The 21,964-nt window shown below is 62.3% G+C and carries 19 protein-coding genes; 8 read left to right on the top strand and 11 right to left on the bottom strand.

The features are described from left to right. Positions 1-159: 159 nt before the first annotated feature. Both ACFOKJ_RS11955 and metE read right to left on the bottom strand, forming a co-directional pair. Entirely contained in the window at positions 160-501 is a 342-nt protein-coding gene (locus tag ACFOKJ_RS11955) for an FKBP-type peptidyl-prolyl cis-trans isomerase (protein ID WP_390279872.1), read from the bottom strand. A gap of 119 nt (positions 502-620) precedes the next feature. Continuing rightward, positions 621-2,900, bottom strand: a complete 2,280-nt coding sequence (gene metE, locus ACFOKJ_RS11950) for a 5-methyltetrahydropteroyltriglutamate--homocysteine S-methyltransferase (RefSeq protein WP_390279870.1) — start codon at positions 2,898-2,900, stop codon at positions 621-623. A 97-nt stretch (positions 2,901-2,997) separates the two neighbouring features. Here metE and ACFOKJ_RS11945 point away from each other — a divergent pair, with 97 nt between their 5' ends. Beyond that, positions 2,998-3,924, top strand: a complete 927-nt coding sequence (locus ACFOKJ_RS11945; protein WP_390279868.1) for a LysR family transcriptional regulator — start codon at positions 2,998-3,000, stop codon at positions 3,922-3,924. 3 nt (positions 3,925-3,927) lie between these two features. On the opposite strand, the gene ACFOKJ_RS11940 is transcribed toward ACFOKJ_RS11945, so the two are convergent. From ACFOKJ_RS11940 to glnA, 6 genes are all read right to left on the bottom strand, one after another. Further along, positions 3,928-6,609, bottom strand: a complete 2,682-nt coding sequence (locus tag ACFOKJ_RS11940; RefSeq protein ID WP_390279865.1) for a cation-translocating P-type ATPase — start codon at positions 6,607-6,609, stop codon at positions 3,928-3,930. A 95-nt stretch (positions 6,610-6,704) separates the two neighbouring features. Further along, entirely contained in the window at positions 6,705-7,223 is a 519-nt protein-coding gene (locus ACFOKJ_RS11935; protein WP_390279862.1) for a GNAT family N-acetyltransferase, read from the bottom strand. Next, on the bottom strand, positions 7,220-8,686 hold the full coding sequence (ntrC, locus tag ACFOKJ_RS11930; RefSeq protein WP_390279860.1) for a nitrogen regulation protein NR(I): 1,467 nt from the start codon (positions 8,684-8,686) through the stop codon (positions 7,220-7,222). The genes ACFOKJ_RS11935 and ntrC overlap by 4 nt, the downstream gene beginning before the upstream one ends. Positions 8,687-8,718: 32 nt before the next feature. Then, positions 8,719-9,771 carry a nitrogen regulation protein NR(II) gene (gene glnL / locus ACFOKJ_RS11925; RefSeq protein WP_390279858.1) on the bottom strand — a complete coding sequence of 351 codons (1,053 nt, stop codon included), beginning with the start codon at positions 9,769-9,771 and terminating at the stop codon, positions 8,719-8,721. Between the two features lie 107 nt (positions 9,772-9,878). Next, positions 9,879-10,325 carry a DUF4124 domain-containing protein gene (locus tag ACFOKJ_RS11920; protein WP_390279856.1) on the bottom strand — a complete coding sequence of 149 codons (447 nt, stop codon included), beginning with the start codon at positions 10,323-10,325 and terminating at the stop codon, positions 9,879-9,881. Positions 10,326-10,465: 140 nt separating this feature from the next. Further along, the gene (glnA, locus tag ACFOKJ_RS11915) at positions 10,466-11,884 is read right to left on the bottom strand and encodes a type I glutamate--ammonia ligase (RefSeq protein WP_390279854.1); all 1,419 of its coding nucleotides are present in this window, start codon (positions 11,882-11,884) and stop codon (positions 10,466-10,468) included. 325 nt (positions 11,885-12,209) lie between these two features. Between glnA and ACFOKJ_RS11910 the strand changes: the two genes are divergently transcribed. From ACFOKJ_RS11910 to ACFOKJ_RS11885, 6 genes are all read left to right on the top strand, one after another. After that, positions 12,210-12,659 carry a rhodanese-like domain-containing protein gene (locus ACFOKJ_RS11910; RefSeq protein ID WP_390279852.1) on the top strand — a complete coding sequence of 150 codons (450 nt, stop codon included), beginning with the start codon at positions 12,210-12,212 and terminating at the stop codon, positions 12,657-12,659. Positions 12,660-12,770: 111 nt separating this feature from the next. After that, complete coding sequence (gene aroE / locus ACFOKJ_RS11905; protein WP_390279850.1) at positions 12,771-13,592, top strand: shikimate dehydrogenase; 822 nt, start codon at positions 12,771-12,773, stop codon at positions 13,590-13,592. 3 nt (positions 13,593-13,595) lie between these two features. After that, entirely contained in the window at positions 13,596-14,279 is a 684-nt protein-coding gene (gene mtgA, locus ACFOKJ_RS11900) for a monofunctional biosynthetic peptidoglycan transglycosylase (RefSeq protein ID WP_390279877.1), read from the top strand. 250 nt (positions 14,280-14,529) lie between these two features. Continuing rightward, on the top strand, positions 14,530-15,972 hold the full coding sequence (mgtE, locus tag ACFOKJ_RS11895) for a magnesium transporter (RefSeq protein ID WP_390279848.1): 1,443 nt from the start codon (positions 14,530-14,532) through the stop codon (positions 15,970-15,972). Positions 15,973-15,975: 3 nt separating this feature from the next. Next, positions 15,976-16,791, top strand: a complete 816-nt coding sequence (gene prmC / locus ACFOKJ_RS11890; protein WP_390279846.1) for a peptide chain release factor N(5)-glutamine methyltransferase — start codon at positions 15,976-15,978, stop codon at positions 16,789-16,791. After that, a complete protein-coding gene (locus ACFOKJ_RS11885; RefSeq protein ID WP_390279844.1) occupies positions 16,791-17,510 on the top strand; it encodes a phosphatase PAP2 family protein in 720 nt (239 codons plus the stop codon). The genes prmC and ACFOKJ_RS11885 overlap by 1 nt, the downstream gene beginning before the upstream one ends. A gap of 28 nt (positions 17,511-17,538) precedes the next feature. On the opposite strand, the gene ACFOKJ_RS11880 is transcribed toward ACFOKJ_RS11885, so the two are convergent. Further along, complete coding sequence (locus ACFOKJ_RS11880) at positions 17,539-18,018, bottom strand: FKBP-type peptidyl-prolyl cis-trans isomerase (RefSeq protein ID WP_390279842.1); 480 nt, start codon at positions 18,016-18,018, stop codon at positions 17,539-17,541. Between the two features lie 136 nt (positions 18,019-18,154). Between ACFOKJ_RS11880 and ACFOKJ_RS11875 the strand changes: the two genes are divergently transcribed. Further along, positions 18,155-19,285 (top strand): ribosomal protein uL16 3-hydroxylase, encoded by a 1,131-nt coding sequence (locus tag ACFOKJ_RS11875; RefSeq protein WP_390279840.1) that lies wholly within the window; start codon positions 18,155-18,157, stop codon positions 19,283-19,285. Between the two features lie 588 nt (positions 19,286-19,873). Here the strand turns inward: ACFOKJ_RS11875 and bamC are convergent. Together bamC and dapA are read right to left on the bottom strand one after the other, a co-directional pair. After that, positions 19,874-20,998, bottom strand: coding sequence for an outer membrane protein assembly factor BamC (bamC, locus tag ACFOKJ_RS11870; RefSeq protein ID WP_390279837.1), 1,125 nt, complete (start codon positions 20,996-20,998; stop codon positions 19,874-19,876). A gap of 16 nt (positions 20,999-21,014) precedes the next feature. After that, positions 21,015-21,890: a 4-hydroxy-tetrahydrodipicolinate synthase gene (gene dapA / locus ACFOKJ_RS11865; protein WP_390279835.1), complete on the bottom strand. Its 876-nt coding sequence runs from the start codon at positions 21,888-21,890 to the stop codon at positions 21,015-21,017. Between the last annotated feature and the right edge of the window lie 74 nt (positions 21,891-21,964).

The following is a 21,964-nucleotide window of genomic DNA, read 5'->3' as shown; positions in this document are numbered from 1 at the left end:
CCGATGATCTGTTCTTCTGTGAAACGTTTCTTCATGTCCAATCTCCGTGTCATGGTGGATTGGACTCTAAAGTCACGTGCTACTCAATACCGGGGGGACGTCGAGTCCAAGCAAAAGCCCGCTCACGCGGGCTTTGTTGTTTCGATCAGGCGTCGGCGTTTAATCGTCGCGGGTCAGCACTTCCAGCAGTTCGATCTCGAAGATCAGGTTGCTGCCCGGCTTGATGTGGGCGCCGATCTGGCGGTCGCCATAGGCGAGGTGGGCCGGTACGAACAGCTTGCGCTTGCCGCCTACCCGCATGCCCATCATGCCGATGTCCCAGCCCTTGATTACCCGGCCGGTGCCGATCACGCACTGGAACGGCTTGCCGCGATCGTGCGAGGAGTCGAACTTGGTGCCGTCTTCCAGGTAACCGGTGTAGTGGCTGGTGATCAGCGCACCCTTGACCACGGCCTTGCCGTCTCCAACGACGATGTCTTCGATTTGCAGTTCGCTGCTCATGGCGGATTCCTGATGGTTGCTGGCTAGACGCAGATTTTACCGCGTGGGCAGGGATGCGAAAACGCCCGCTGCGCAAGGCGGGCGGGCGTTTGGTTTGCCAAGAGACGATCAGGCGACGATCAGACGCTGGCGGTGAGCTGCTGACGCAGGCGCTTGGTGACGTTGACCATGGCTTGCAGTGCGGCCTCAACCTCTGGCCAGCCGCGGGTCTTCAGGCCGCAATCCGGGTTTACCCACAGCCGGCGGGCCGGGATCACGTCCAGCGCCTTGGCCAGCAGTTTTTCCAGCTCATGCTCGCCGGGGATGCGTGGGCTGTGGATGTCGTACACGCCGGGGCCGATCTCGTTCGGATAGTGGAAGCTACCGAAGTCGCGCAGCAGTTCCATGTCGGAACGCGAGGTTTCGATGGTGATCACGTCGGCATCCAGCGCGGCGATGGCCGGCAGGATGTCGCCGAACTCGGAGTAGCACATATGGGTATGAATCTGGGTGCTGTCGTCCACGCCGGCGCAGGATAGGCGGAAGGCTTCGCCGGCCCAGGCGAGGTACGCGTCCCAATCGCCGCGCTTCAGCGGCAGGCCTTCGCGCACCGCCGGCTCGTCGATCTGGATCACCTTGATGCCGGCGTTTTCCAGATCAAGTACCTCGTCGTTGATCGCCAGCGCAATCTGGCGGCACACCTCGCTGCGCGGCAGGTCGTTGCGCACGAAGCTCCATTGCAGAATGGTCACCGGGCCGGTGAGCATGCCTTTTACCGGGCGGCTGGTGAGGCTCTGCGCGTACACCGTCCAGCTGACGGTCATCGGCTGCGGGCGTGCTACGTCGCCGTAGATGATCGGCGGCTTCACGCAGCGGCTGCCATAGCTTTGCACCCAGCCATATTCGGTGAAGGCGAAGCCGTCCAGCTGCTCGCCAAAGTATTCCACCATGTCGTTGCGCTCGGCTTCGCCGTGCACCAGCACGTCGATGTCCAGCGCCTCCTGCTTGCGGATCACCAGTTCGATCTCCGCCTTCATTGCGGCTTCGTAGTTGGCCGCATCGATCTCGCCGCGCTTGAAGGCGGCGCGCGCAGCGCGGATTTCCGCGGTTTGCGGGAAGGAACCGATGGTGGTGGTGGGTAGCAGCGGCAGCTTGAGCCAGCTGGCCTGTGCCTCGGCGCGCAGCGGGTAGGGGCTGCTGCGGCGATCGCTGCCCGGCTGCAGCGCAGCCAGACGGGCGGCGACGGCTACCTGGTGGATGCGCGGGTTAGTGCGGCGTTGTTCGCGGGCGAAGTTGCTGGCGGTCAGTTCGTTGGCGATGCTGGCGCGCCCCTGCTGCAGGCCGCGCTTGAGCAGTTTCAGCTCGTTCACCTTCTGAACCGCGAACGCCAGCCAGCTCTTCAGGTCCACATCCAGCTTGATCTCCTGCGCCAGGTCGAACGGGGTATGCAGCAGCGAGCAACTGGGCGCCAGCCACAGCTTGTCGCCCAGCTGGGCGCGCAGCGCTTCGGCCTGCTGCAGTACCGCGTCCAGATCGGCACGCCAGATGTTGCGGCCGTCGATCAGGCCAGCGGACAGTACCTTGTCTTGCGGCCAACCTTGCAGGAAGGCTGCCAGCTGCTGCGGTGCACGCACCAGGTCCAGGTGCAGGCCGGCTACCGGTAGTGTTTTCAGCAGTGCGGCATGGGCGGAAACATCGCCGAAGTAGGTGGCCAGCAGCAGCTTGAGCGGGCTTTGCGCCAGTTGGCGGTAGCTGTCGGCCAGCGCATCCAGCCAGGCTTGCGGCAGATCGAGGCTCAGGATCGGCTCATCCAGCTGCACCCACTGCACGCCGGCGCTGTGCAGCGCGGCCAGCAGTTCGCGGTAGGTTTCCAGCAGTGCCGGCAGCAGCGCCAGGCGGTCGAAACCGGCCTGCTTGGCCTTGCCCTGCCACAGCAGGGTAAGTGGGCCCACCAGTACCGACTTGGCTTGGATGCCCAGTGCCTGCGCCTCGGCAACCTGCGCCAGCAGCGGTGCGGGGTTGGCCGCAAAAGTGGTGTCGGCCTGCCATTCCGGTACCAGGTAGTGGTAGTTGGTATCGAACCACTTGGTCATTTCCAGTGCGTGCTGTTGTGCATTGCCGCGTGCCAGCTGGAAATACTGTTCGCTACTTAGGGTCCTGGCATCAAAGCCGAAGCGGCGCGGGATGGCTCCCACCAGCACCTGGGCGTCCAGTACCTGGTCGTACAGCGAAAAATCGCCCACCGGGCTGATGTCGAGGCCGGCGCCCTTTTGTAGCAGCCAGTGCTTCTGGCGCAGCTCACGCGCGCCGGCCTGCAGCGCGGCGTCATCGATTTCGTTTTTCCAGAACTTTTCGACCAGGAATTTCAGTTCGCGCTTGGCGCCGATGCGGGGAAAACCCAAAAGGTGAATCTGGCTCATGTTGAATGCCTTTGTGTATGAATTTGTGCATTCAGCATGCGGCAACTACAATCATGCGGCAATTTCATTATTTTGCTATTCAACATGAGGTGAATTCATGTCGCAAAGCCTGCTCGAACTACGGCACCTGAAAACCCTGCTGGCGCTGGCGGAAACCGGCAGCGTGTCCCAGGCGGCCAAGCGGGTGTTTCTCACCCAGTCGGCGCTGTCGCACCAGCTGAAGGCGCTGGAGGAGCATTACGGCTTGCCGCTGTTCGAACGCAAGACGCAGCCGCTGCGCTTCACTCCGGCTGGAGAGCGCTTGCTGGCGCTGGCGCGTGAGGTGACGGCGCGCATTGCCGCGGCGGAGCGCGATATGGTGCGTCTGCGGGAGGGCGAGGCTGGTGAGTTGCGCATCGCAGTGGAGTGCCATACCTGCTTCGACTGGCTGATGCCGGCGATGGATGCCTTCCGCCGTCACTGGCCGGCGGTGGAGCTGGATATCGTGTCCGGCTTCCACGCCGACCCGGTGGGCCTGCTGCTGACGCGCCGCGCCGATCTGGCGATTACCTCGGAGGCGGAACCGCTGGATGGCATCAGTTACCAGCCGCTGTTCGCCTACGAGATGGTGGTGATCATGGCCAATGACCATCCGCTGGCCGGCAAGCCGGTATGGCAGGCAGAGGATTTCGCCGCCGAGACGCTGATCCAGTACCCGGTGCCGGATGCGATGCTGGACCTGCTGCGCAAGGTACTGAAACCGGCGGGGGTGAACCCGGCGCGGCGCAGCTCGGAGCTGACCGTCGCCATCATCCAGCTGGTGGCCAGCCGCCGCGGGGTGGCGGCGCTGCCGTACTGGGCGGTGCAGCCGTACCTGCAGCGTGGCTACGTGAGCAGCGCGCGTATCGGCGAGGCTGGCTTGCAGAGTGAGCTGTACGCAGCGCTGCGCAGCGATGACTCGGCCCTGGGCTATATGCAGGACTTCCTGCACACGGTGCAGGAGCAGAGCTTTGCCACCTTGCCGGGCTTGAGCGTGCTGGGCTGAGGGTCAGCGCCGGCGCAGCATGGCTTTCTCCAGTTCGATCAGCACGAAGGCGGCAATGCCGCTGGCGATGGCCTGCAGCCAGTGACTGGCAGTGGGGCTGGCGGTGCCGAACCATTGTTGCAGCCATGGCAGGTAGCTGAAGGCCAGTTGCAGCACGATCAGCAGCAACACGCAGCCGATCGCCACCGGGTTGCCCAGCAAGGTGCCGCGTTGCCAGGCGCTGGCATGGCGCTGGCGGCTGTTGAACAGGTAGGCGATTTCGATTGCCACCATGCTGTTTACCGCCAGGGTGCTGGCCAGTGCATGGCTGCTACCCGCAGACAGCTGCTGCAGGTAGAGGGCAAACGGTATGGCCACCATCAGTGTGCCGACAAAGATCAGCCGCCACAGGAACAGCCGGTCGATCAGCTGGGCGGCGCGCGGGCGTGGCGGGCGCTGCATCACGCCTTGTTCTGCCGGCTCGAAGGCAAAGGCCAGCGCCAGGGTGACGGCGGAGACCATGTTTACCCACAGGATCTGGACCGGGCTGATGGGTAGTGCCACCCCGAACAGAATGGCGGCAATGATGATCAGTGCCTGGCCGACATTGGTGGGCAGAATGAATAGGATGGCCTTTTTCAGATTGTCGTAGACGGTGCGTCCCTCATGTACCGCGGCGACCAGGGTGGCGAAGTTGTCGTCGCTGATCACCATCTCGGCAGCCTCCTTGGCGGCTTCCGTGCCCTTGCCGCCCATGGCCACCCCGACATCGGCCTGCTTCAGCGCCGGGGCATCGTTGACGCCGTCTCCGGTCATGGCCACCACTTCGCCACCATGTTTCAGCGCCGCCACCAGCCGCAGCTTGTGCTCCGGGCTGGCACGGGCGAATACATCCACCTCGGCCACGGTTGCGGCCAACGCGGCATCATCCAGCTGGTCGATTTCATGGCCGTTCAGCGCCCGGCCATCGCCAATGCCCAGCTGACGGCCGATGGCGGCGGCGGTGGCGGCATGGTCGCCGGTAATCATCTTGACGCGAATGCCGGCGGCGCGGCATTGCGCCACCGCCTGCTGCGCTTCGTCGCGTGGCGGGTCGATCAGCGCGACCAGCCCCAGCAGGGTCAGGCCGCCACTGACATCGGCAAAGCTCAGCTCGCTGCTGCTGTGCGGCTGTTGCAGGCTGGCCAGCGCCAGTACGCGGCAGCCATTGCCGGCCAGCTGTGCCGCCTGCTGCTGCCACCATGTCACATCGGCGGCTTGCATGCCGTTGGCGGTCTGTTCATGACTGACGCGCGCCAGCACCACTTCCGGCGCGCCCTTGAGCAGGATCAGGCGCTGGCCATTGTGGTCGTGGTGCAGGGTGGCCATGAAACGGTGTTCCGACTCGAAGGGGATGGCATCGCGCCGTGGCAGCTGCAGCTGCAGCTCCTGTAACGGCAGCTGCGCCTTCAGTGCCAGTGTCAGCAGCGCACCCTCGGTGGGGTCGCCCAGCAGTTGCCAGCCGCTGGCCAGCTCCTGCAGCTGGGCATCGTTGCATAGCGCGGCGGCCTGCAGCAGGGCATCCAGTGCATGGTGATTGCCGTAGTGCTGCGGCACGCCATCATGGAATAGCCCGCCTTCCGGCGCATAGCCACTACCATTGGTCTGCAGCAGGGCATCGCGCAGCAGCACATGGCTGGCGGTCATTTCGTTGCGGGTGAGGGTGCCGGTCTTGTCCGAGCAGATCACGGTGACCGAGCCCAGGGTTTCCACCGCCGGCAGCTTGCGCATGATGGCGCGCTTTCGGGCCATGCGCTCCACGCCTATGGCCAGGGTGATGGTGACGATAGCCGGCAGCCCTTCCGGAATCGCCGCTACAGCCAGGCCGACGCCGGCCATGAACATGTCTTGCCAGTCCTGCCCGCGCCACAGCACGCCCAGCACAATGGTAACGGCTGCCACCGCCAGTATCACGGCAGTGAGCTGGCGGGCGAAGCGTTCCAGTTCCCGGGTAAGCGGGGTGACATGGGCCGGCACACTGCCGAGCATGGCATTGATGCGGCCAAGTTCGGTATGGCTGCCGGTGGCTACTACCAATGCGCGTGCCTGGCCAAAGCTGACCAGGGTGCCGGCATAGGCCATATTGCTGCGTTCGGCGAGTTCGGTGGCCGCTGGCAGTGCCGCGGTCTGCTTGTCCGCCGGCACCGATTCTCCGGTGAGGGCGGCTTCGTCTACCCGCAGCGAGCGGGTTTCCAGCAGACGTACATCGGCAGGCACCTTGTCGCCGCTTTGCAGCAGGACGATATCGCCTGGCACCAGCTGGCTGGCATCCAGCTCGTGGCGCTCGCCGGCGCGCACCACGATGGCATGCGGTGCCAGCATGTCGCGGATGGCTGCCAGCGCGCTTTCCGCCCGGCCTTCCTGCAATGCGCCGATCAGCGCATTGATTACGGTAACCGCCACGATGACACTGCAATCCACCCAGTCGCCCAAGGCGGCGGTGATGGCGGCAGCGGCCAGCAGCACGTAGATCAGTAGATTGTGAAATTGCAGTACAAAGCGTTGCAGCAGGTGTTTGCGTGGTGGCTGGGGCAGGGCGTTCAGCCCGATGCTGGCCAGCAGGGCGCTGGCCTCTTCCTTGCTCAGACCATCGTCACGGCTATGACAGCGCGCCAGGGCGCCGGGGCAATCCAGGCTGTGCCAGGGGGTGATATCGGGCGTGGGCATGACGGATCCAGAAAACCGGGATGCTGTCATGATAGAACGCAGGCGTGCTGAGCGGGCTATTGTCACGCCCGCACTTTGCGTTGGCGCAAGCCCTTTCAGGCTTGCAGAATCTTATAGAAGTAGCGCGTGGCGTGCAGGCTGCCATCCGGGCGGGCGGCATAGTGCGGGATATCGCCTGCAGCCTGCCAGCCAAGGCGTGGGTACAGGCTGGCGGCCAGGGATTCGCTATCGGTATCCAGTACCAGTAGCGTGCGGCCAACAGCGCGCGCGGCATGCTCCGCGACCTGCATCAGCAGGCTGCCGATGCCGCGGCCACGCTGGCTGCTGTGCACCAGCAGTTTCTGGATTTCGCCGCGATGCTGGCCGTTGGCCTTGCCGCATAGCGATAGCTGCACGCTGCCGATGATTTGGCCGTCGTACATCGCCACCCAGCACCGCAGGCTGTCGTGCTGCAGTTCGCGCCCCAGTTGCTGCCAGTAGCGGCTGGCATCCTTGTCCGACAGCGGCGCCAGAAAACCCACCGACGCACCGCCATGCACGCAGTCCTGCAGCAGCGTAGCCAGTTGTGGCAGCTGTTCGGTACCGATCTGCTGCAGCTCCTGCACGCGCATCATTCCGCCCCGTGTTCCAGGCCCAGTTCCTGGATCTTGCGGGTGAGGGTGTTGCGGCCCCAGCCCAGCAGCTGTGCCGCCTCTACCTTGCGTCCGCCGGTGTGGGCCAGGCCGCTTCTGATGCAGGTACTCTCGAAGCGCGCGGTCAGGTCGTCGATGATGCCGGTTTCTCCTGCCGCCAGCCGCTGGCTGACTTCGCGTGCCAGCAGCTGCATCCAGTCGCCATTGCCGATGCTGGCCAGCGCTACTGCCGGCGCCGTGCCAGCGGCGCTGACTGCCAGCGGTGCCTGCTCGCTCAGCAGGCTGCTTGCATCACTGCGGAATTCCGGTGGCAGATCGGAGGCTTCCACCGTCTGGCCCGGTGCCATCACCGTGATCCACTGGCACAGGTTTTCCAGCTGGCGCACGTTGCCGGGGAAGGGATAGTGGCGTACCAGCTCCATGGCAGCATCGCTCAGCCGCTTCGGCTCCACCCCCAGGTTGGCCGCACTGCGCGTCAGGAAGTAACGGGTAAGCAGCGGGATATCCTCGCTGCGTTCGCGCAGCGGCGGCAGGCGCAGACGGATCACGTTCAGACGGTGAAACAGGTCTTCGCGGAATTTGCCCTGCTTGACGTGTTCTTCCAGGTTCTGGTGGGTGGCGGCGATCACCCGCACATTGGCCTTGATCGGTGTGTGGCCGCCCACGCGGTAGAAATGGCCATCGGACAGCACCCGCAGCAGGCGGGTCTGCAGCTCGGTGGGCATGTCGCCGATTTCATCCAGGAACAGCGTGCCGCCCTCGGCTTCCTCGAAACGGCCGCGGCGGGTGCCCAGGGCTCCGGTGAAGGCGCCTTTCTCGTGGCCGAACAGCTCGGATTCCAGCAGATCCTTGGGAATGGCGGCGGTGTTGAGCGCGATGAACGGTTTGCCGGCGCGTACCGAGTGGCGGTGCAGCGCCTCGGCTACCCGCTCCTTGCCGGAGCCGGATTCGCCGGTGATCAGCACGGTGACGCTGGACTGGCTGAGGCGGCCGATGGCGCGGAACACATCCTGCATCGCCGGTGCCTGCCCCAGCAGGGTGGGCATGTCCACTGCGGCTTCGCCATCGCTGTCGCCACTGCGACTTTCCGCCAGCGCGCGCTCGATCAGCGCTACGGCCTGATCCACGTCGAACGGCTTGGGCAGGTATTCGAAAGCGCCGCCCTGGAACGCGGCTACCGCCGAATCCAGATCGGAATGCGCGGTCATCACGATCACCGGCAGGTCCGGGTGTTCCTGTTTGACCTTGGCCAGAAATTTCAGACCGTCGGTACCGGGCATGCGGATATCGCTGATGATGACGCTGGGGCTGCTGTCGTACAGCGCGTTCAGCGCGTCGTCGGCGGTGGGGAAACTGGTGTAGGCAATGCCACTGCGGGCCAGGGACTTTTCCAGTACCCAGCGGATGGCTTTGTCGTCGTCGATGATCCAGACAGTTTGCGTCATGCTTTGGCTTGCCTTGTTTATTGATGCAGCTGTTATTGATCCGGGCCGAACGGCAGCAATACGGTGAAACAGGTATTGCCGGGCCGGGAGTCGAACTCGATGGTGCCGCCGTGCTGGTGCACGAAGGTCTGTGCCAGGGTGAGACCAAGGCCGGTGCCTTCGGCGCGGCCGGTAATCAGCGGGTAGAACACGTGTTCGCGGATATCTTCCGGAATGCCCGGCCCGTTATCGATGATTTGCAATTTCAGTGCCAGGTTGTGGCGCTTGCGGGCCAGCGTTACCTGGCGCGCCACCCTGGTGCGCAAAATGATCTCGCCATGCCCCTTCATCGCCTGCACTGCGTTCTTGCCGATGTTGAGCACGATCTGGATCAGCTGCTCCTTGTCTGCGGCCAACTGCGGCAGGCTGATGTCGTAGTCGCGGCGAATGCTCAGCCCCTGCGGGTATTCCGCCAGCAGGATGCTGCGTACCCGTTCCAGTACCTCGTGGATGTTGACGTCACTGGCCACGTGGCGGCGGTGCGGCGCCAGCAGGCGATCCACCAGGTGTTGCAGGCGCAGCGCCTCTTCGCGGATCACCCCGGTGTATTCCAGCAACTCCGGGCGATCGGCAATTTCATGCTCCAGCAGCTGCGCCGCGCCGCGGATGCCACCCAGCGGGTTCTTGATTTCGTGTGCCAGATTGCGGATCAGCTCGCGGTTGGCCTGTTGCTGCAGCAGGTGGCGCTCTTCGTTGACGATGCGCAGCTGTTGGTCAATGGGGCGCATTTCCAGCAGCGCCAGCCGTGGCGGGCTGTCGATGGGGGTGACGGTGAGGCCGACATGAATGGTCTCATCACCCTCCGGTAGCAGCTCAAGATCGTGCTCAATGAAGCTGCCGGCGTGGTCCAGTGCCATCTGCACCGCGTTGCGCAGCGCCTTGCTGTTGTGAAAGCGTTCGTACAGGGTGAGCTTTTTCAGCTCCTTGTGGCTGATGCCAAGCAGGTTTTCGCAAGCCGGGTTGACGAAGTGCAGCTGGCCGCTGCGTTCCACGATCAGCACCGGGGTGTCCAGCAGCTCCAGCCCGGAATATGCGTGCGATGTCATGTGACGGATGCCCGATATTGGTGTGGCAGGGTACTAGCAAGAAGCAAGCCCGCCATCTGGCCGCTGCAAAACGGTGCGGCGACCTTGTGTGCACAATTTTAGTGCATCTAGCTGCCCAATTCTCGTTTCAGCGCGCTGATATTGCGCTCGCGGTCGGTGATTTCGTCACGCAGACGTTGCAGCTGTTCTGGCTTGCTGCCGGCTTTCTGTTGCGCTTCCAGCAAGCTGCCGCGGGCGATCAGCAATGCCTTGTGCTCGTTGGCGAGTTCGGTTTCCAGAATGCGCCGCCGGCCCTGGTCCCGCTGCTTCTGGGTGCCGCTATCAATAGAGGGGATGCCGCCGCTGTCAGCCTGGGGCTGGCTGATGCTGGTTTTTTTGCGGGGGTTGGCCGGGCTGCTACCGCTGCCGGGGCTCTGCATGATCAGCTTGGCGCCAGCGCGTGGCACATTGGTGAAGGTGACGTGCCCATCGGCATCCACATACTTGTAGATGGCATCGGCGCAGGCCGGCGCTGCCAGCGTGGCCAGTAGCAGGGCGGTAACGATACGTGGCATGGGAAAAATCAGAGGATGTCCTGAGCCGATGATAGTCAATTGCCTGCCCTGCGTCATGTTGGCCGCAGGGAGCTGGCAAGAAAAAACCCGCACCGTTGCCGGTGCGGGTCTGGTCTAGCTGCAAAGCGGGGTCGAGTCGCTTACAGCGAGTAGTACATCGCGAATTCCACCGGGTGGGTGGTCATGCGGGTCAGGTTCACTTCCTTCATCTTCAGCTCGATGTAGGCGTCGATCCACTCGTTGGAGAACACACCACCACGGGTCAGGAACTCGCGGTCTGCGTCCAGTGCGGCCAGCGCTTCATCCAGCGATGCACACACGGTCGGGATCAGCTTGTCTTCTTCCGGCGGCAGGTCGTACAGGTTCTTGTCAGCAGCATCGCCCGGGTGGATCTTGTTCTGGATACCATCCAGACCAGCCATCAGCAGTGCGGAGAAGCACAGGTACGGGTTGGCCAGCGGATCCGGGAAGCGCGCCTCGATACGACGGCCTTTCGGGTTGGCCACGTGCGGGATGCGGATGGAAGCGGAACGGTTCTTGGCGGAGTAGGCCAGTTTCACCGGTGCTTCGTAGTGCGGAACCAGACGCTTGTAGGAGTTGGTGCCCGGGTTGGTGATGGCGTTCAGCGCCTTGGCATGCTTGATGATGCCGCCGATGTAGTACAGGGCGGTATCGGACAGGCCGGCGTAGCCGTCACCGGCGAACAGGTTCTTGCCGTCTTTCCAGATCGACTGGTGAACGTGCATGCCCGAGCCGTTGTCGCCAACGATCGGTTTCGGCATGAAGGTCGCGGTCTTGCCGTAGCTGTGCGCCACGTTGTGGATCACGTACTTCATGATCTGGGTCCAGTCAGCACGCTGGGTCAGGGTGCTGAAGCGGGTACCGATTTCCATCTGGCCGGCGGTTGCCACTTCGTGGTGATGCACTTCCACCGGTACACCCAGTTCTTCCAGCAGCAGCACCATGGCGGAGCGCAGATCCTGGCCGGAGTCTACCGGCGGTACCGGGAAGTAGCCGCCTTTGATGCCCGGACGGTGACCGGTGTTGCCACCTTCGAATTCTTCGGCAGAGGCCCAGGCAGCTTCTTCGGACTTGATCTTCACGAAGGTGCCGGACATGTCGGTGCCCCAGGTCACGCTGTCGAACACGAAGAATTCCGGTTCCGGACCGAAGAAGGCGGTGTCACCCACGCCAGAGGCCTTCAGGTAGGCTTCGGCGCGCTTGGCAACCGAGCGCGGGCAGCGGTCGTAGCCCTTGCCATCGGCCGGGTCAACCACGTCGCAGCTCATGAATACGGTCGGCTCGTCGAAGAACGGGTCGATCTTGGCGGTAGCCGGGTCTGCCATCAGCAGCATGTCGGAGGCTTGAATGCCTTTCCAGCCTGCGATGGAGGAGCCGTCAAATGCGTGGCCGCGCTCGAACCACTCGTCGGCATCTTCCAGCAGAACGTGTGCCGGGATGGTAACGTGCTGTTCTTTACCCATTGTGTCGGTAAAGCGCAGGTCTACGAATTTAACGTCGTTGTCTTGGATCAGCTTGACTACGTCTGCAACCGCCATGGATGTCTCCTAGTGAGAAAGCAATGTGCCGTCAGTCGTTGGCACTAGATACAGGTGTGACAGGGGTAAAGCATGAAGCGTGCCAGATTGTGAGCGCGCGATTTGTGGGCATTTCCGGGCCCGGCATCATGGCGGCTCCATTATGGCGCACCAAGATAAGGCGCGGCAGCAAAAAAACGAACCAAATTGGTGCGCAATGCGCTGTCGGCGGCAGTTTTCAGGCCGCGCCGTCTCTGCCATTATCATGCCGTAGACACTGTGATGTCCTGATGACCTGCCACCCATGCGCCGACCCTGGCTGTCGGCCAAGTTGAAGGAATACAACATGAGCGTAGAAAAACTGCTGACCACTGCCCGCGAGCGTGGCGCCCAGCTTGGCCTCCCTTATGGTGGCGCGTTGTTGCCGGCCGAGGCGTGGCAGCTGCGTCAGGCCCTGCCGGGCAGTGTCATTGTCGATGTGCGCAGCGCGGCGGAGTGGCAGTTTGTCGGCGTGGTGCCGGAGGCGGTGCGTGTTGAGTTGCGCACCTTTCCGGGCATGGTGCCGAATGCCCAGTTTGTGCCGCAGCTGGAGGCGCAGGTGAGCAAGGACGCTACCGTGCTGTTCCTGTGCCGTTCCGGTGCGCGCAGTGACGAAGCGGCCAGGTTGGCCGCAGCTGCAGGTTACCGCGAGGTATACAACGTGCTGGAGGGTTTCGAGGGCGACCGCGACGGCGAGCAGCATCGCGGCCAGGTAAATGGCTGGAAGGCGGCCGGTTTGCCCTGGATTCAGGGCTAGGATGCAGGCGGGGCAACGGTTGCAGTTTCCTGTCCGACAAGGCAAAGTGTGCCTTCGGCCAAGCGGCTGCCACCGGCTTGCCCAATTACCTCATATCGGAAGATGTTAAGCATGACTGATCGTTACGCCGTTATCGGAAACCCTGTCTCGCACAGCCAGTCCCCGTTCATTCATAACGAATTTGCCAATGCCACCGGCCAGACGCTGCAATATGAAAAGCTGTTTGCCGATTTGGGCAAGTTCGACGAGGTGGTTTCTGCCTTCGCCGCCGCAGGTGGCAAGGGCCTCAATGTGACCCTGCCGTTCAAGGGCGATGCTTTCCGTTTTGCCGACGAGGTGTCCGATAACGCCCGTCTGGCCGAAGCGGTAAATACCCTCAGCTTCCGTGACGGCAAGGTGTACGGCGACAATACCGATGGCGTTGGCCTGGTGCGCGACATCGTGGAAAACCTGGATGTGCCGATGGCCGGCCAGCGCGTGCTGCTGCTGGGCGCCGGCGGCGCCGTGCGTGGCGTGTTGCCTTCCATCCTGGCGGAAAAGCCGGCCAGCGTGACCATTGCCAATCGCACCGTGATCAAGGCCGATGCGCTGGCGCACCAGTTCCGTGAGCTGGGTACTATCGTGGCCTGCGGTTACGAGGCACTGGCAGGGCAGCAGTTCGACATCGTGATCAATGGCACGTCCACCAGCCTGTCCGGCGAGTTGCCGCCGGTTCCGGCGGGTATCTTCAGTGGCCGCTCGCTGGCTTACGACATGGTCTACAGCCGTGGCCTGACGCCGTTCCTGCGCCGCGCCCAGTCTGAACATGCCGGCATGCTGGCCGATGGCCTGGGCATGCTGGTGGAGCAGGCCGCCGAGTCGTTCCGCATCTGGCGTGGCGTGCAGCCGGATACCCGCAAGGTGACCAATATGCTGCGCGAGGTGCTGGCTTAAGTGCTGCGCTGGATCCTGCGAATCGGGGCGGTGCTGTTGGCCGCCCTTTTTCTGTACAACCTGTGGATCTTCGGCCACATCGTCTACTGGCGCAGCAATAATCCGTCCGCCAGTGCTTTCATGAACGAGCAGCTGGCTCGTCTGCAAGAGGACGACCCCAACGCCGAGCTGCGTCACAAGTGGGTGCCGTATCAGCGCATTTCCGCCAACCTGAAGCGGGCGCTGATTGCTTCCGAGGACGCCAAGTTCGTCGACCATGAGGGCTTCGACTGGGATGGTATCGAGGCGGCCTTCGACAAGAACCTGAAGCAGGGCCGTATCGTGGCAGGTGGTTCCACCATCAGCCAGCAGCTGGCCAAGAACCTGTTTCTGTCGGGCCGGAAAACACCGTGGCGCAAGCTGGAAGAGGCGGTGATCACCGTGATGCTGGAGGCGGTGATGGACAAGCGGCGCATCTTCGAGATCTACCTCAACGTGATCGAGTGGGGCAATGGCGTGTTCGGTGCCGAGGCGGCCGCTCGGCATTACTACCGCAGCAGTGCCGCGCGGCTGTCTGCCAGCCAGGCGGCCAAACTGGCAGCCATGGTGCCCAATCCGCGCTATTACGATGAGCATCGCAATGCTCCCGGACTGGCGCGCAAGACCCGCATCATCCAGCGGCGCATGGCTTACGCCGACACCCCCTGAGCCCCTTGCCATCACGCCGTCAGCCTTTGCTGGCGGCGTTTTTGTTAAACAATCGGTAACCACCCGCCGTTGGCCGCATGTTACAATGCGCGCCTCTTTCGTGATGCGCTGCGCAAGGAGCGCGGTTTAACTCATGGACTTACCCAGTTTTCACTATTCCTACTTTTTAGCAGCCAGTCTGGCTGAGCAATAACCCCGCCTTTTGCCGGAGTGCTCGCGCGCTTTCCGCCCAGGGCGGAAGGAGACGTGCATGACGGTTGTCGACAAGAAACAACCTACCGATCGTCTGCAGGAAAACCTGCTTCAGGTGCAACGGCTGCTTGAGCGCCAGCACCTGGTGGAAGATCTCGTCCATCGTCAGGACATGCCGCGGCATGACCTGGTGGAATCGCTGGTCCATCGTCAGAACCTGGCCGAGCTGGAGCAGAAGCTGCAGGGGCTGCACCCTGCCGATATCGCCTACATCCTGGAAGCCCTGCCGCTGGAAGACCGCCTGATGGTGTGGGATCTGGTGGACAGCGAGGACGAAGGCGACATCCTGCTGGAAGTCTCCGATGCGGTGCGCGAGTCGCTGATCGAGTCGATGGAGCAACACGAGCTGGTTGCCGCCGCCGAGCAGCTGGACGCCGACGAGCTGGCCGACCTGGCCGCCGACCTGCCACGCCAGGTGGTGTACGAGGTGATGGGCGGCCTGGACGAGGAAGAGCGGCAGCAGCTGCAGTCCGCCTTGTCCTACGAAGAGCACCAGGTTGGTGCGCTGATGGACTTCGAGTTGCTGAAGATCCGCGCCGATGTCAGCTGCGAGGTGGTGCTGCGCTACCTGCGCCGTTTCGACGAGCTGCCGCATCAGACCGACAAGATTTTCGTTACCGACGAAGAGGGCGTGCTCAAGGGCGTGCTGCCGATTCGCAAGCTGCTGATCTCCGATCCGGATGCACTGGTGGTCGACATCATGGCGACCGAAGTGGTGAGCTTCAGCCCGGAAGAAGAGGCGGTGGATGCCGCGCTGGCTTTCGAGCGCTATGATCTGGTGACCGCTCCGGTGGTGGACGAGCACGGCGTGCTGATCGGCCGCCTGACCGTGGACGAGATGGTGGACGTGATTCGTGAAGAGTCGGACACCGAGGCGCTGAACCTGGCCGGCCTGAAGGAAGAGGAAGACCTGTTTGCCCCGGTGATCGACTCGGTGAAGAACCGCTGGTCGTGGCTGGCCATCAATCTGTGTACCGCTTTTGTCGCCAGCCGCGTGATCGGCGCCTTCGAAGGCTCCATCGAGAAACTGGTGGCGCTGGCGGCCTTGATGCCGATTGTGGCCGGTATTGGTGGCAACTCCGGCAACCAGACCATCACCATGATCGTGCGGGCGCTGGCCATGGGGCAATTGCAGCCCGGTCAGGCGCAGCGCTTGTGGCGCAAGGAGCTGGGGGTTAGCGTGATCAACGGGCTGGTGTGGGGCGGTGTGCTCGGCATTCTGGCGTGGATGATGTACGGCAACTTCTCGCTGGGGCTGGTGATGTTGGCCGCAACCACCCTGAACCTGATGCTGGCTGCCAGCATGGGAGTGCTGATTCCGACCATGATGGAGCGTTTCGGCAAGGATCCGGCGGTAGGTTCCAGCGTGCTGATTACCGCCTGCACCGATTCCGGCGGCTTTTTCATTTTCCTTGGCCTTGCCAGCCTGTTCTTGTTGTAAGCCATGCCAACCATCAATCAAGCCCTGCGCCATGCCGCGTTGCCGCGCCTGGAGGCGCGCATGCTGCTGGCGCACATTACCGGCCTGAGTCACGCCGCCATGGTGTCGGCCGGGCACGACGAACTGCCCGTGGCGCAATGGCTGGCTTATCAGGCACTGGCTGCACGGCGGCTGGCTGGTGAGCCGGTGGCCTACCTGCTGGGACAACGCGAGTTTTATGGTCGCGATTTTGCCGTGTCGCCGGCAGTATTGATTCCCCGGCCGGAAACCGAATTGTTGGTGGAAACGGCGCTGGACAAGCTTGGCCGCGAGCGCCAGGCCCGGGTGGTGGATCTGGGTACCGGTAGCGGCATCATTGCCTGCACGCTGGCGCTGGAAGCGCCGCAGTGGCAGCTGTCCGCAGTGGACTTGTCGCCGGAGGCGCTGGTGGTGGCCCGGCACAATGCGGCCAACCTTGCTGCCCGTGTTACGTTCTATCACGGCAGCTGGCTGGCACCGCTGCCGCAAGACGCGCACTACGATGCCATCGTCAGCAATCCGCCGTATATCGAACAACATGACCATCATCTGGCCGAGGGCGATGTGCGCTTCGAACCGCGCATGGCGCTGACTGATGAGAGCGATGGTCTGGCGTGCCTGCGCGCGATTGCTGCGGCGGCACCGGAGCGTTTGCTGCCGGGGGGGTGGCTGTTGGTGGAGCACGGTTACGATCAGGGGGCGGCGTGTCGCGCCCTGTTTCAGGCTGCCGGCCTGCAGCAGGTGGCGACATTGCAGGATCTGGCGGGGGTGGATCGCGTTACTTTGGGGCAGCGGCCGTGATGGCATGGCGCCTCTCGTTGCTGTTTGCCATGCTGCTGGCCCTGATGGTGTTCTCTGCCAGCAACCAGTCGCTGTTTCTGACCTTGCACCACGGCTTGCAGTGGTTGCCGGCTGTGTGCTGGCGCCTGCTGAGCATGCTGGGCGAGTGGACACTGGTGATCGCCGTGCTGCTGTGGCAGGTATCGCGGCAGCCGCAGCTGCTTGCACGCACGGTATTAGCGGTGCTGGCCGGGATCGCCGCTGCCATTTTGCTCAAGGCCAGTTTTGCCGAACCGCGGCCGTCGCTGGTCCTGCCTGCTGGCAGTGTGCGCTTGCTGGATGTATTGCCGGCGAATGGCGCTTTTCCATCCGGTCATGCCATGGCCGCGGCCTTGCTGAGTGGCTTGCTGCTGGCCGGGCGGGCGCTGTCGTGGCAGCTGAGCGGGCTGGCGCTGGTGCTGCTGGTGTGTCTGTCGCGGCTGGCTATCGGCGTGCACTGGCCGCAGGATGTGCTGGCTGGTGCGGCTGTGGGTTATGCATTGGTCGCGCTGGCCGGTCTGGTTCCACCGTGGACGTGGCGCTGGACGCGTGCGCTACTGCAATTGCTGCTGCTGGTATCTGTGGCCGTGGCGCTGTGGAAGCTGCAGCGTGGCCTCGTCAACGAGTCCTATCTTGGCTACAACCTGCTGGTGTTGCTGTTGGCCGCATTGGTCTGGCGGCAAAACAAAAACGGGGCCTGAGCCCCGTTTTGTCGGCTAGCCTTGCGGCTTAGTGGTGGTGACCGTGCTCACCATGGGCATGGCCATGGGTGATTTCGTCCTGGCTGGCCGGGCGCACTTCGGCAACGGTAGCCACAAAACGGATGGTCAGGCCGGCCAGCGGATGGTTGCCATCCAGTACGGCCTTGCCGTCGGCTACGTCGGTGACACGGAACAGGATGATGTCGCCGGTTTCCGGATCGTCGGCTTCGAACATCATGCCAACCTGGGCATCTTCCGGCAGAGCGTCCAGCGGCTCAACGCGGATCAGCTCTTCTTCCGGCTCGCCAAAGGCATCGTCCGGGCTCATGGTAACGGTAATGGACTCACCCACGGCTTTGCCGTGCAGGGCTTCTTCCACCATCGGGAAGATGCCATCGTAGCCGCCATGCAGGTAGGCGATCGGCTCTTCAGTCTTGTCGAGCAGGTTGTTGTCGGCGTCGTACATCTCGTAGTGGATGGTTACAACCGAGTTTTTAACGATTTGCATGAGGCGGTACCGTCGTAAGAAAAATAGAGGGAAGTTTGCGACATCACATACCGCGATGGCGGTAGATGCTGCAGACTCCGGCAAAAACGCTGTTGATATTGTAAACCATTGCCTGCTGGCATACCGAGAAATTGCCATGAAACCGATTGACCTGCTGGGCGGCATGACTGCCGAAACCTTCCTGCGTGACTACTGGCACAAACAGCCGCTGCTGATTCGCGGAGCATTGAAAGAGGTCGGTGCGCCGGCCGACTTTGCCGTGTTGTCCGAGCTGGCTTGTCACGAGGATGTCGAATCGCGTCTGATCGAATACCGCAATGGCCAGTGGAAGCTGGAGCGCGGACCATTCCGTCCATCGCGCTTCAAGCGCCTGCCGGCCAGCGACTGGACCATCCTGGTGCAGAACGTGAATCACCATCTGCCGCATCTCGCCGAGATACTGTGGCGCTTCGACTTTATCCCCTACGCGCGGCTGGACGATCTGATGATCAGCTACGCGCCGCCAGGTGGGACGGTAGGGCCGCACTTCGATTCCTATGACGTATTCCTGCTGCAGGTAGGCGGGCGCAAGCGCTGGCAGATATCCACCCAGCAGGACGAACGCTTTATCGAAGATGCGCCGATCAAGGTGCTGCAGGATTTCCGCCCGGAGCAGGAGTTCATCCTGGAGCATGGCGACATGCTGTATCTGCCGCCGAAATGTGCCCACCACGGTGTGGCGCTGGAGCCCGGCATGACCTATTCCATTGGCTTTAGGGCACCGACAGCGCAGGAACTTGCGACCGAGTTCCTGGTGTATCTGCAGGACCGGGTGTGCATGGATGGCCGCTATGCCGACCCGGATCTGCGCAGCCAGCCAGATCCGGCGCGCATCAGCAGCGAAATGGTGCAACAGGTTGGCCGCATGCTGAGCGAGATTCGCTGGGATGAGCATACCGTTGCCGATTTTCTTGGCCATTACCTGACCGAGCCCAAGCCGCATGTATTTTACGATGCGCCGGAAGAGGAGCTGGACGAGGATGCGTTCACTGAAATGTCCCTGGCGAATGGGATAGAGCTGGATTTGAAAAGCCAGATTCTTTATTGCAATGACATGCTGTACTGCAACGGAAGTGTGTTGGAATGTGAACAGGCAGACCTGTCCGCTTGGCAACATTTTGCCAATGCCCGCTGCCTGGAAGCCGGGCAGATAAAAGACACGATGTTGCCGATGCTGTACGAAGGATACCTTGCCGGCTGGTGGTATCCGCTACCATTGGCCCGCTGATTGCTGTAACATGCCAATATCCTGGCGGGATCGAAAGCGAAGAAATTTCTGTTGGTAGGCTGGGGTGCCAAGTGCTGTTTGCTGCTATGCAACATTGGTTTGCGAAATATCTGCAATAAATTACTTGCTACCCCCTTCTCAGCAATTTTATTCGTGCTACAATCTCGCCCACTGACAGTATCTCCACTGCTTTCTCTAGTAAGCGCTTTTGCTGAGGATGTGGTGAACCAGACGTCTTGTTCAACCTACTTTCAAAGGTAATAAACAAATGAAACAGTCGCTCCTCGTTGCTGCCCTGCTGGCCGTTGCTCTGTCCGCTTGCGGCAAAAAAGAAGAAGCCCCGGTAGAAGCTTCCGCTCCGGCCGTTGAGGCTTCCGCTCCGGTTGAAGCTTCCGCTCCGGTTGAAGCTTCCGCTCCGGCTGCTGACGCTTCCGCTCCGGCTGACGCTTCCGCTGCTCAGTAATCACTTAATAGTGATTGCCAGAAAAGCCGGCCCTCGGGCCGGTTTTTTGTTGCCTGTACTTCTTGTGGTGCTGGCAGGAAATAAAAAAGCCCGCGCATGCGGGCTTTTTTATTGATGGCATTGGCTTAGTTCAGCTCGGCCGCCATTTTCTGCAGCAATAGTTCTTTCTGCTTGCTTGGCCACTGGGCATTGCTGTCATTCAGCAATTCGATCTTGACCTGGTTGTCGCCCTGAGCGCTCAGTTTGACACGCAGGCTGGGGTGGGTGCCCTCTGCCTTGCTGTCATCGCTGCGCCAGAATGCCAAGCTGCTCCAGAAGCCGCCTTCCGACTTTTGCTTGGCCTGGGCATCATCTTCAGTTGGCAGAACAAAATACATGCCAAGCGAGCGATCGCGATCGGTAATGCTCAGGCCGTTATGTTCCAGGGCAAGGCCGACACGGCGCCAGGCACGGTCGAAGCCGTCGGCCAGCAGGATGCTGCCGTCAACGATGCTGGCCTTATTGCTGGCAGTGTCTGGCGTGGCCTGCTTGGTCTGCTGTGCGGCGACTTTTTCATCCACGCCGAGGCGCACCAGGAAGCGTTCCAGGAAGACTGCTTCCAGTTCCGGATCGGCAGGGCGGGGCTGCCAGCGAGTTTCCCGTTTTTCTTCACTGATGTAGATTTCATACATGCCGCGGTGGCTGAAGAATACATCGCTGCCGTTGCCATTCTTTTCCAGGCGGATGCGGAAGCGGTCGCGCTCCGGCGTGGACATCACCGAGCCCAGGCCGACGTTTTCCAGCAGGTTGCGAATGGCGCTGGTACCCAGCTTGGCGCGGTTTTCCGCCCAGTCGGTTTCCATGTAGCCGATTTCCGGATCTTCGGTCTGGATCACGAAGCCATTGTCCTGCCAGAAGGCTTTCAGCAGCGGCCATAGTTCTGCAGGTGATTTGTCTTTCACGCTTACCCAGCGTTGGCTGCCGGCGCGTTCCATGGCAGCGTTGCCGCTAGTTTGCGGCAAGACCTGGCTGTTGCCTGCCGGTTTACCTGCTTGCGCGGCCGCTGCCTGCTGTTGTGCCAGGGCGCTGGTGCTGGCTGGCAGCGGGTAGCGATCCTGCTGGCGCGGCATGCTCAGGTCGGGAGGAACCTCCAGCCCGACCTTGGCCTTGGGACTGTCGGATTTGAAATCGTACTTGCTATCCGGATTGCTGCTGGCGCAGGCGGACATCAGGCTGGCGCAGAGCAGGCTGCTAATCAGAGTCTTGTTCATGGGCATGTTCAACTGGTTACAGTACGCCAGCCTGGTGCATGGCGGCTTCTACCACGGGTGCGGAACCTGCAGTCAGCGGGGTCAGCGGCAGGCGCAAGCCGGCTGGCATCAGGCCCAGGCGGTGCATGGCCCACTTGGGGGCAATCGGGTTGGGTTCGATGAACAGCTGCTTGTGCAGGCCTTGCAGCTTGTCATTGATGTTGCGTGCGGTGCGGGTTTCGCCGCTACGTGCGGCTTTGCACAGGTCGCTCATCAGGCGTGGGGCAACGTTGGCGGTAACCGAAATCACGCCATGGCCGCCGCACAACATGAAGGCCATGCCGGTAGCGTCATCGCCGGAGTACAGCGCAAAATCGGAAGGCGCACGCAGTACCAGATCGCAGGCACGGCCGATGTCGCCGGTGGCATCCTTGAGGCCAACGATGTTGTCGATCTGCGCCAGACGCAGGGCGGTATCGTTGCTCATGTCGGCCACGGTACGGCCCGGTACGTTGTACAGGATTACCGGAATGTCCACAGCTTCGGCAATGGCGCGGAAGTGCTGGTAAATGCCTTCCTGGGTCGGCTTGTTGTAGTAGGGCACTACCGACAGGGTCTGGCTGGCGCCGGCGCTCTTGGCCAGGCGGGCAAGCTCGATGGCTTCCGAAGTGGAATTGCCGCCGGTACCTGCCACAACGGGAATGCGCCCTGCGACATGTTTCACCGTGGCCGCTACCACCTTGATGTGCTCTTCCACGGCAAGCGTGGCGGATTCGCCAGTGGTGCCAACCGCCACGATGCCGTCGGTACCGTTGGCAATGTGGAAATCTACGAGACGATTGAGCGATTCGAAATCGACCTGGCCGTCCTCGAACATCGGGGTGACCAGTGCAACAAGGCTGCCGGTAAGCATGGGTCTGCCTATCTGGATAAAGTTGAATGGAGATGGCTGATTGTAGCGGAATTCCGCTTGCGGGGCGCAAGCAA

Origin of the sequence: Vogesella amnigena (assembly GCF_042648905.1) — a bacterium.
Taxonomy (GTDB): domain Bacteria; phylum Pseudomonadota; class Gammaproteobacteria; order Burkholderiales; family Chromobacteriaceae; genus Vogesella; species Vogesella amnigena.
The sequence above is the reverse complement of the archived record's forward strand: the minus strand, read 5'-3'. Positions and strand labels throughout refer to the sequence as shown.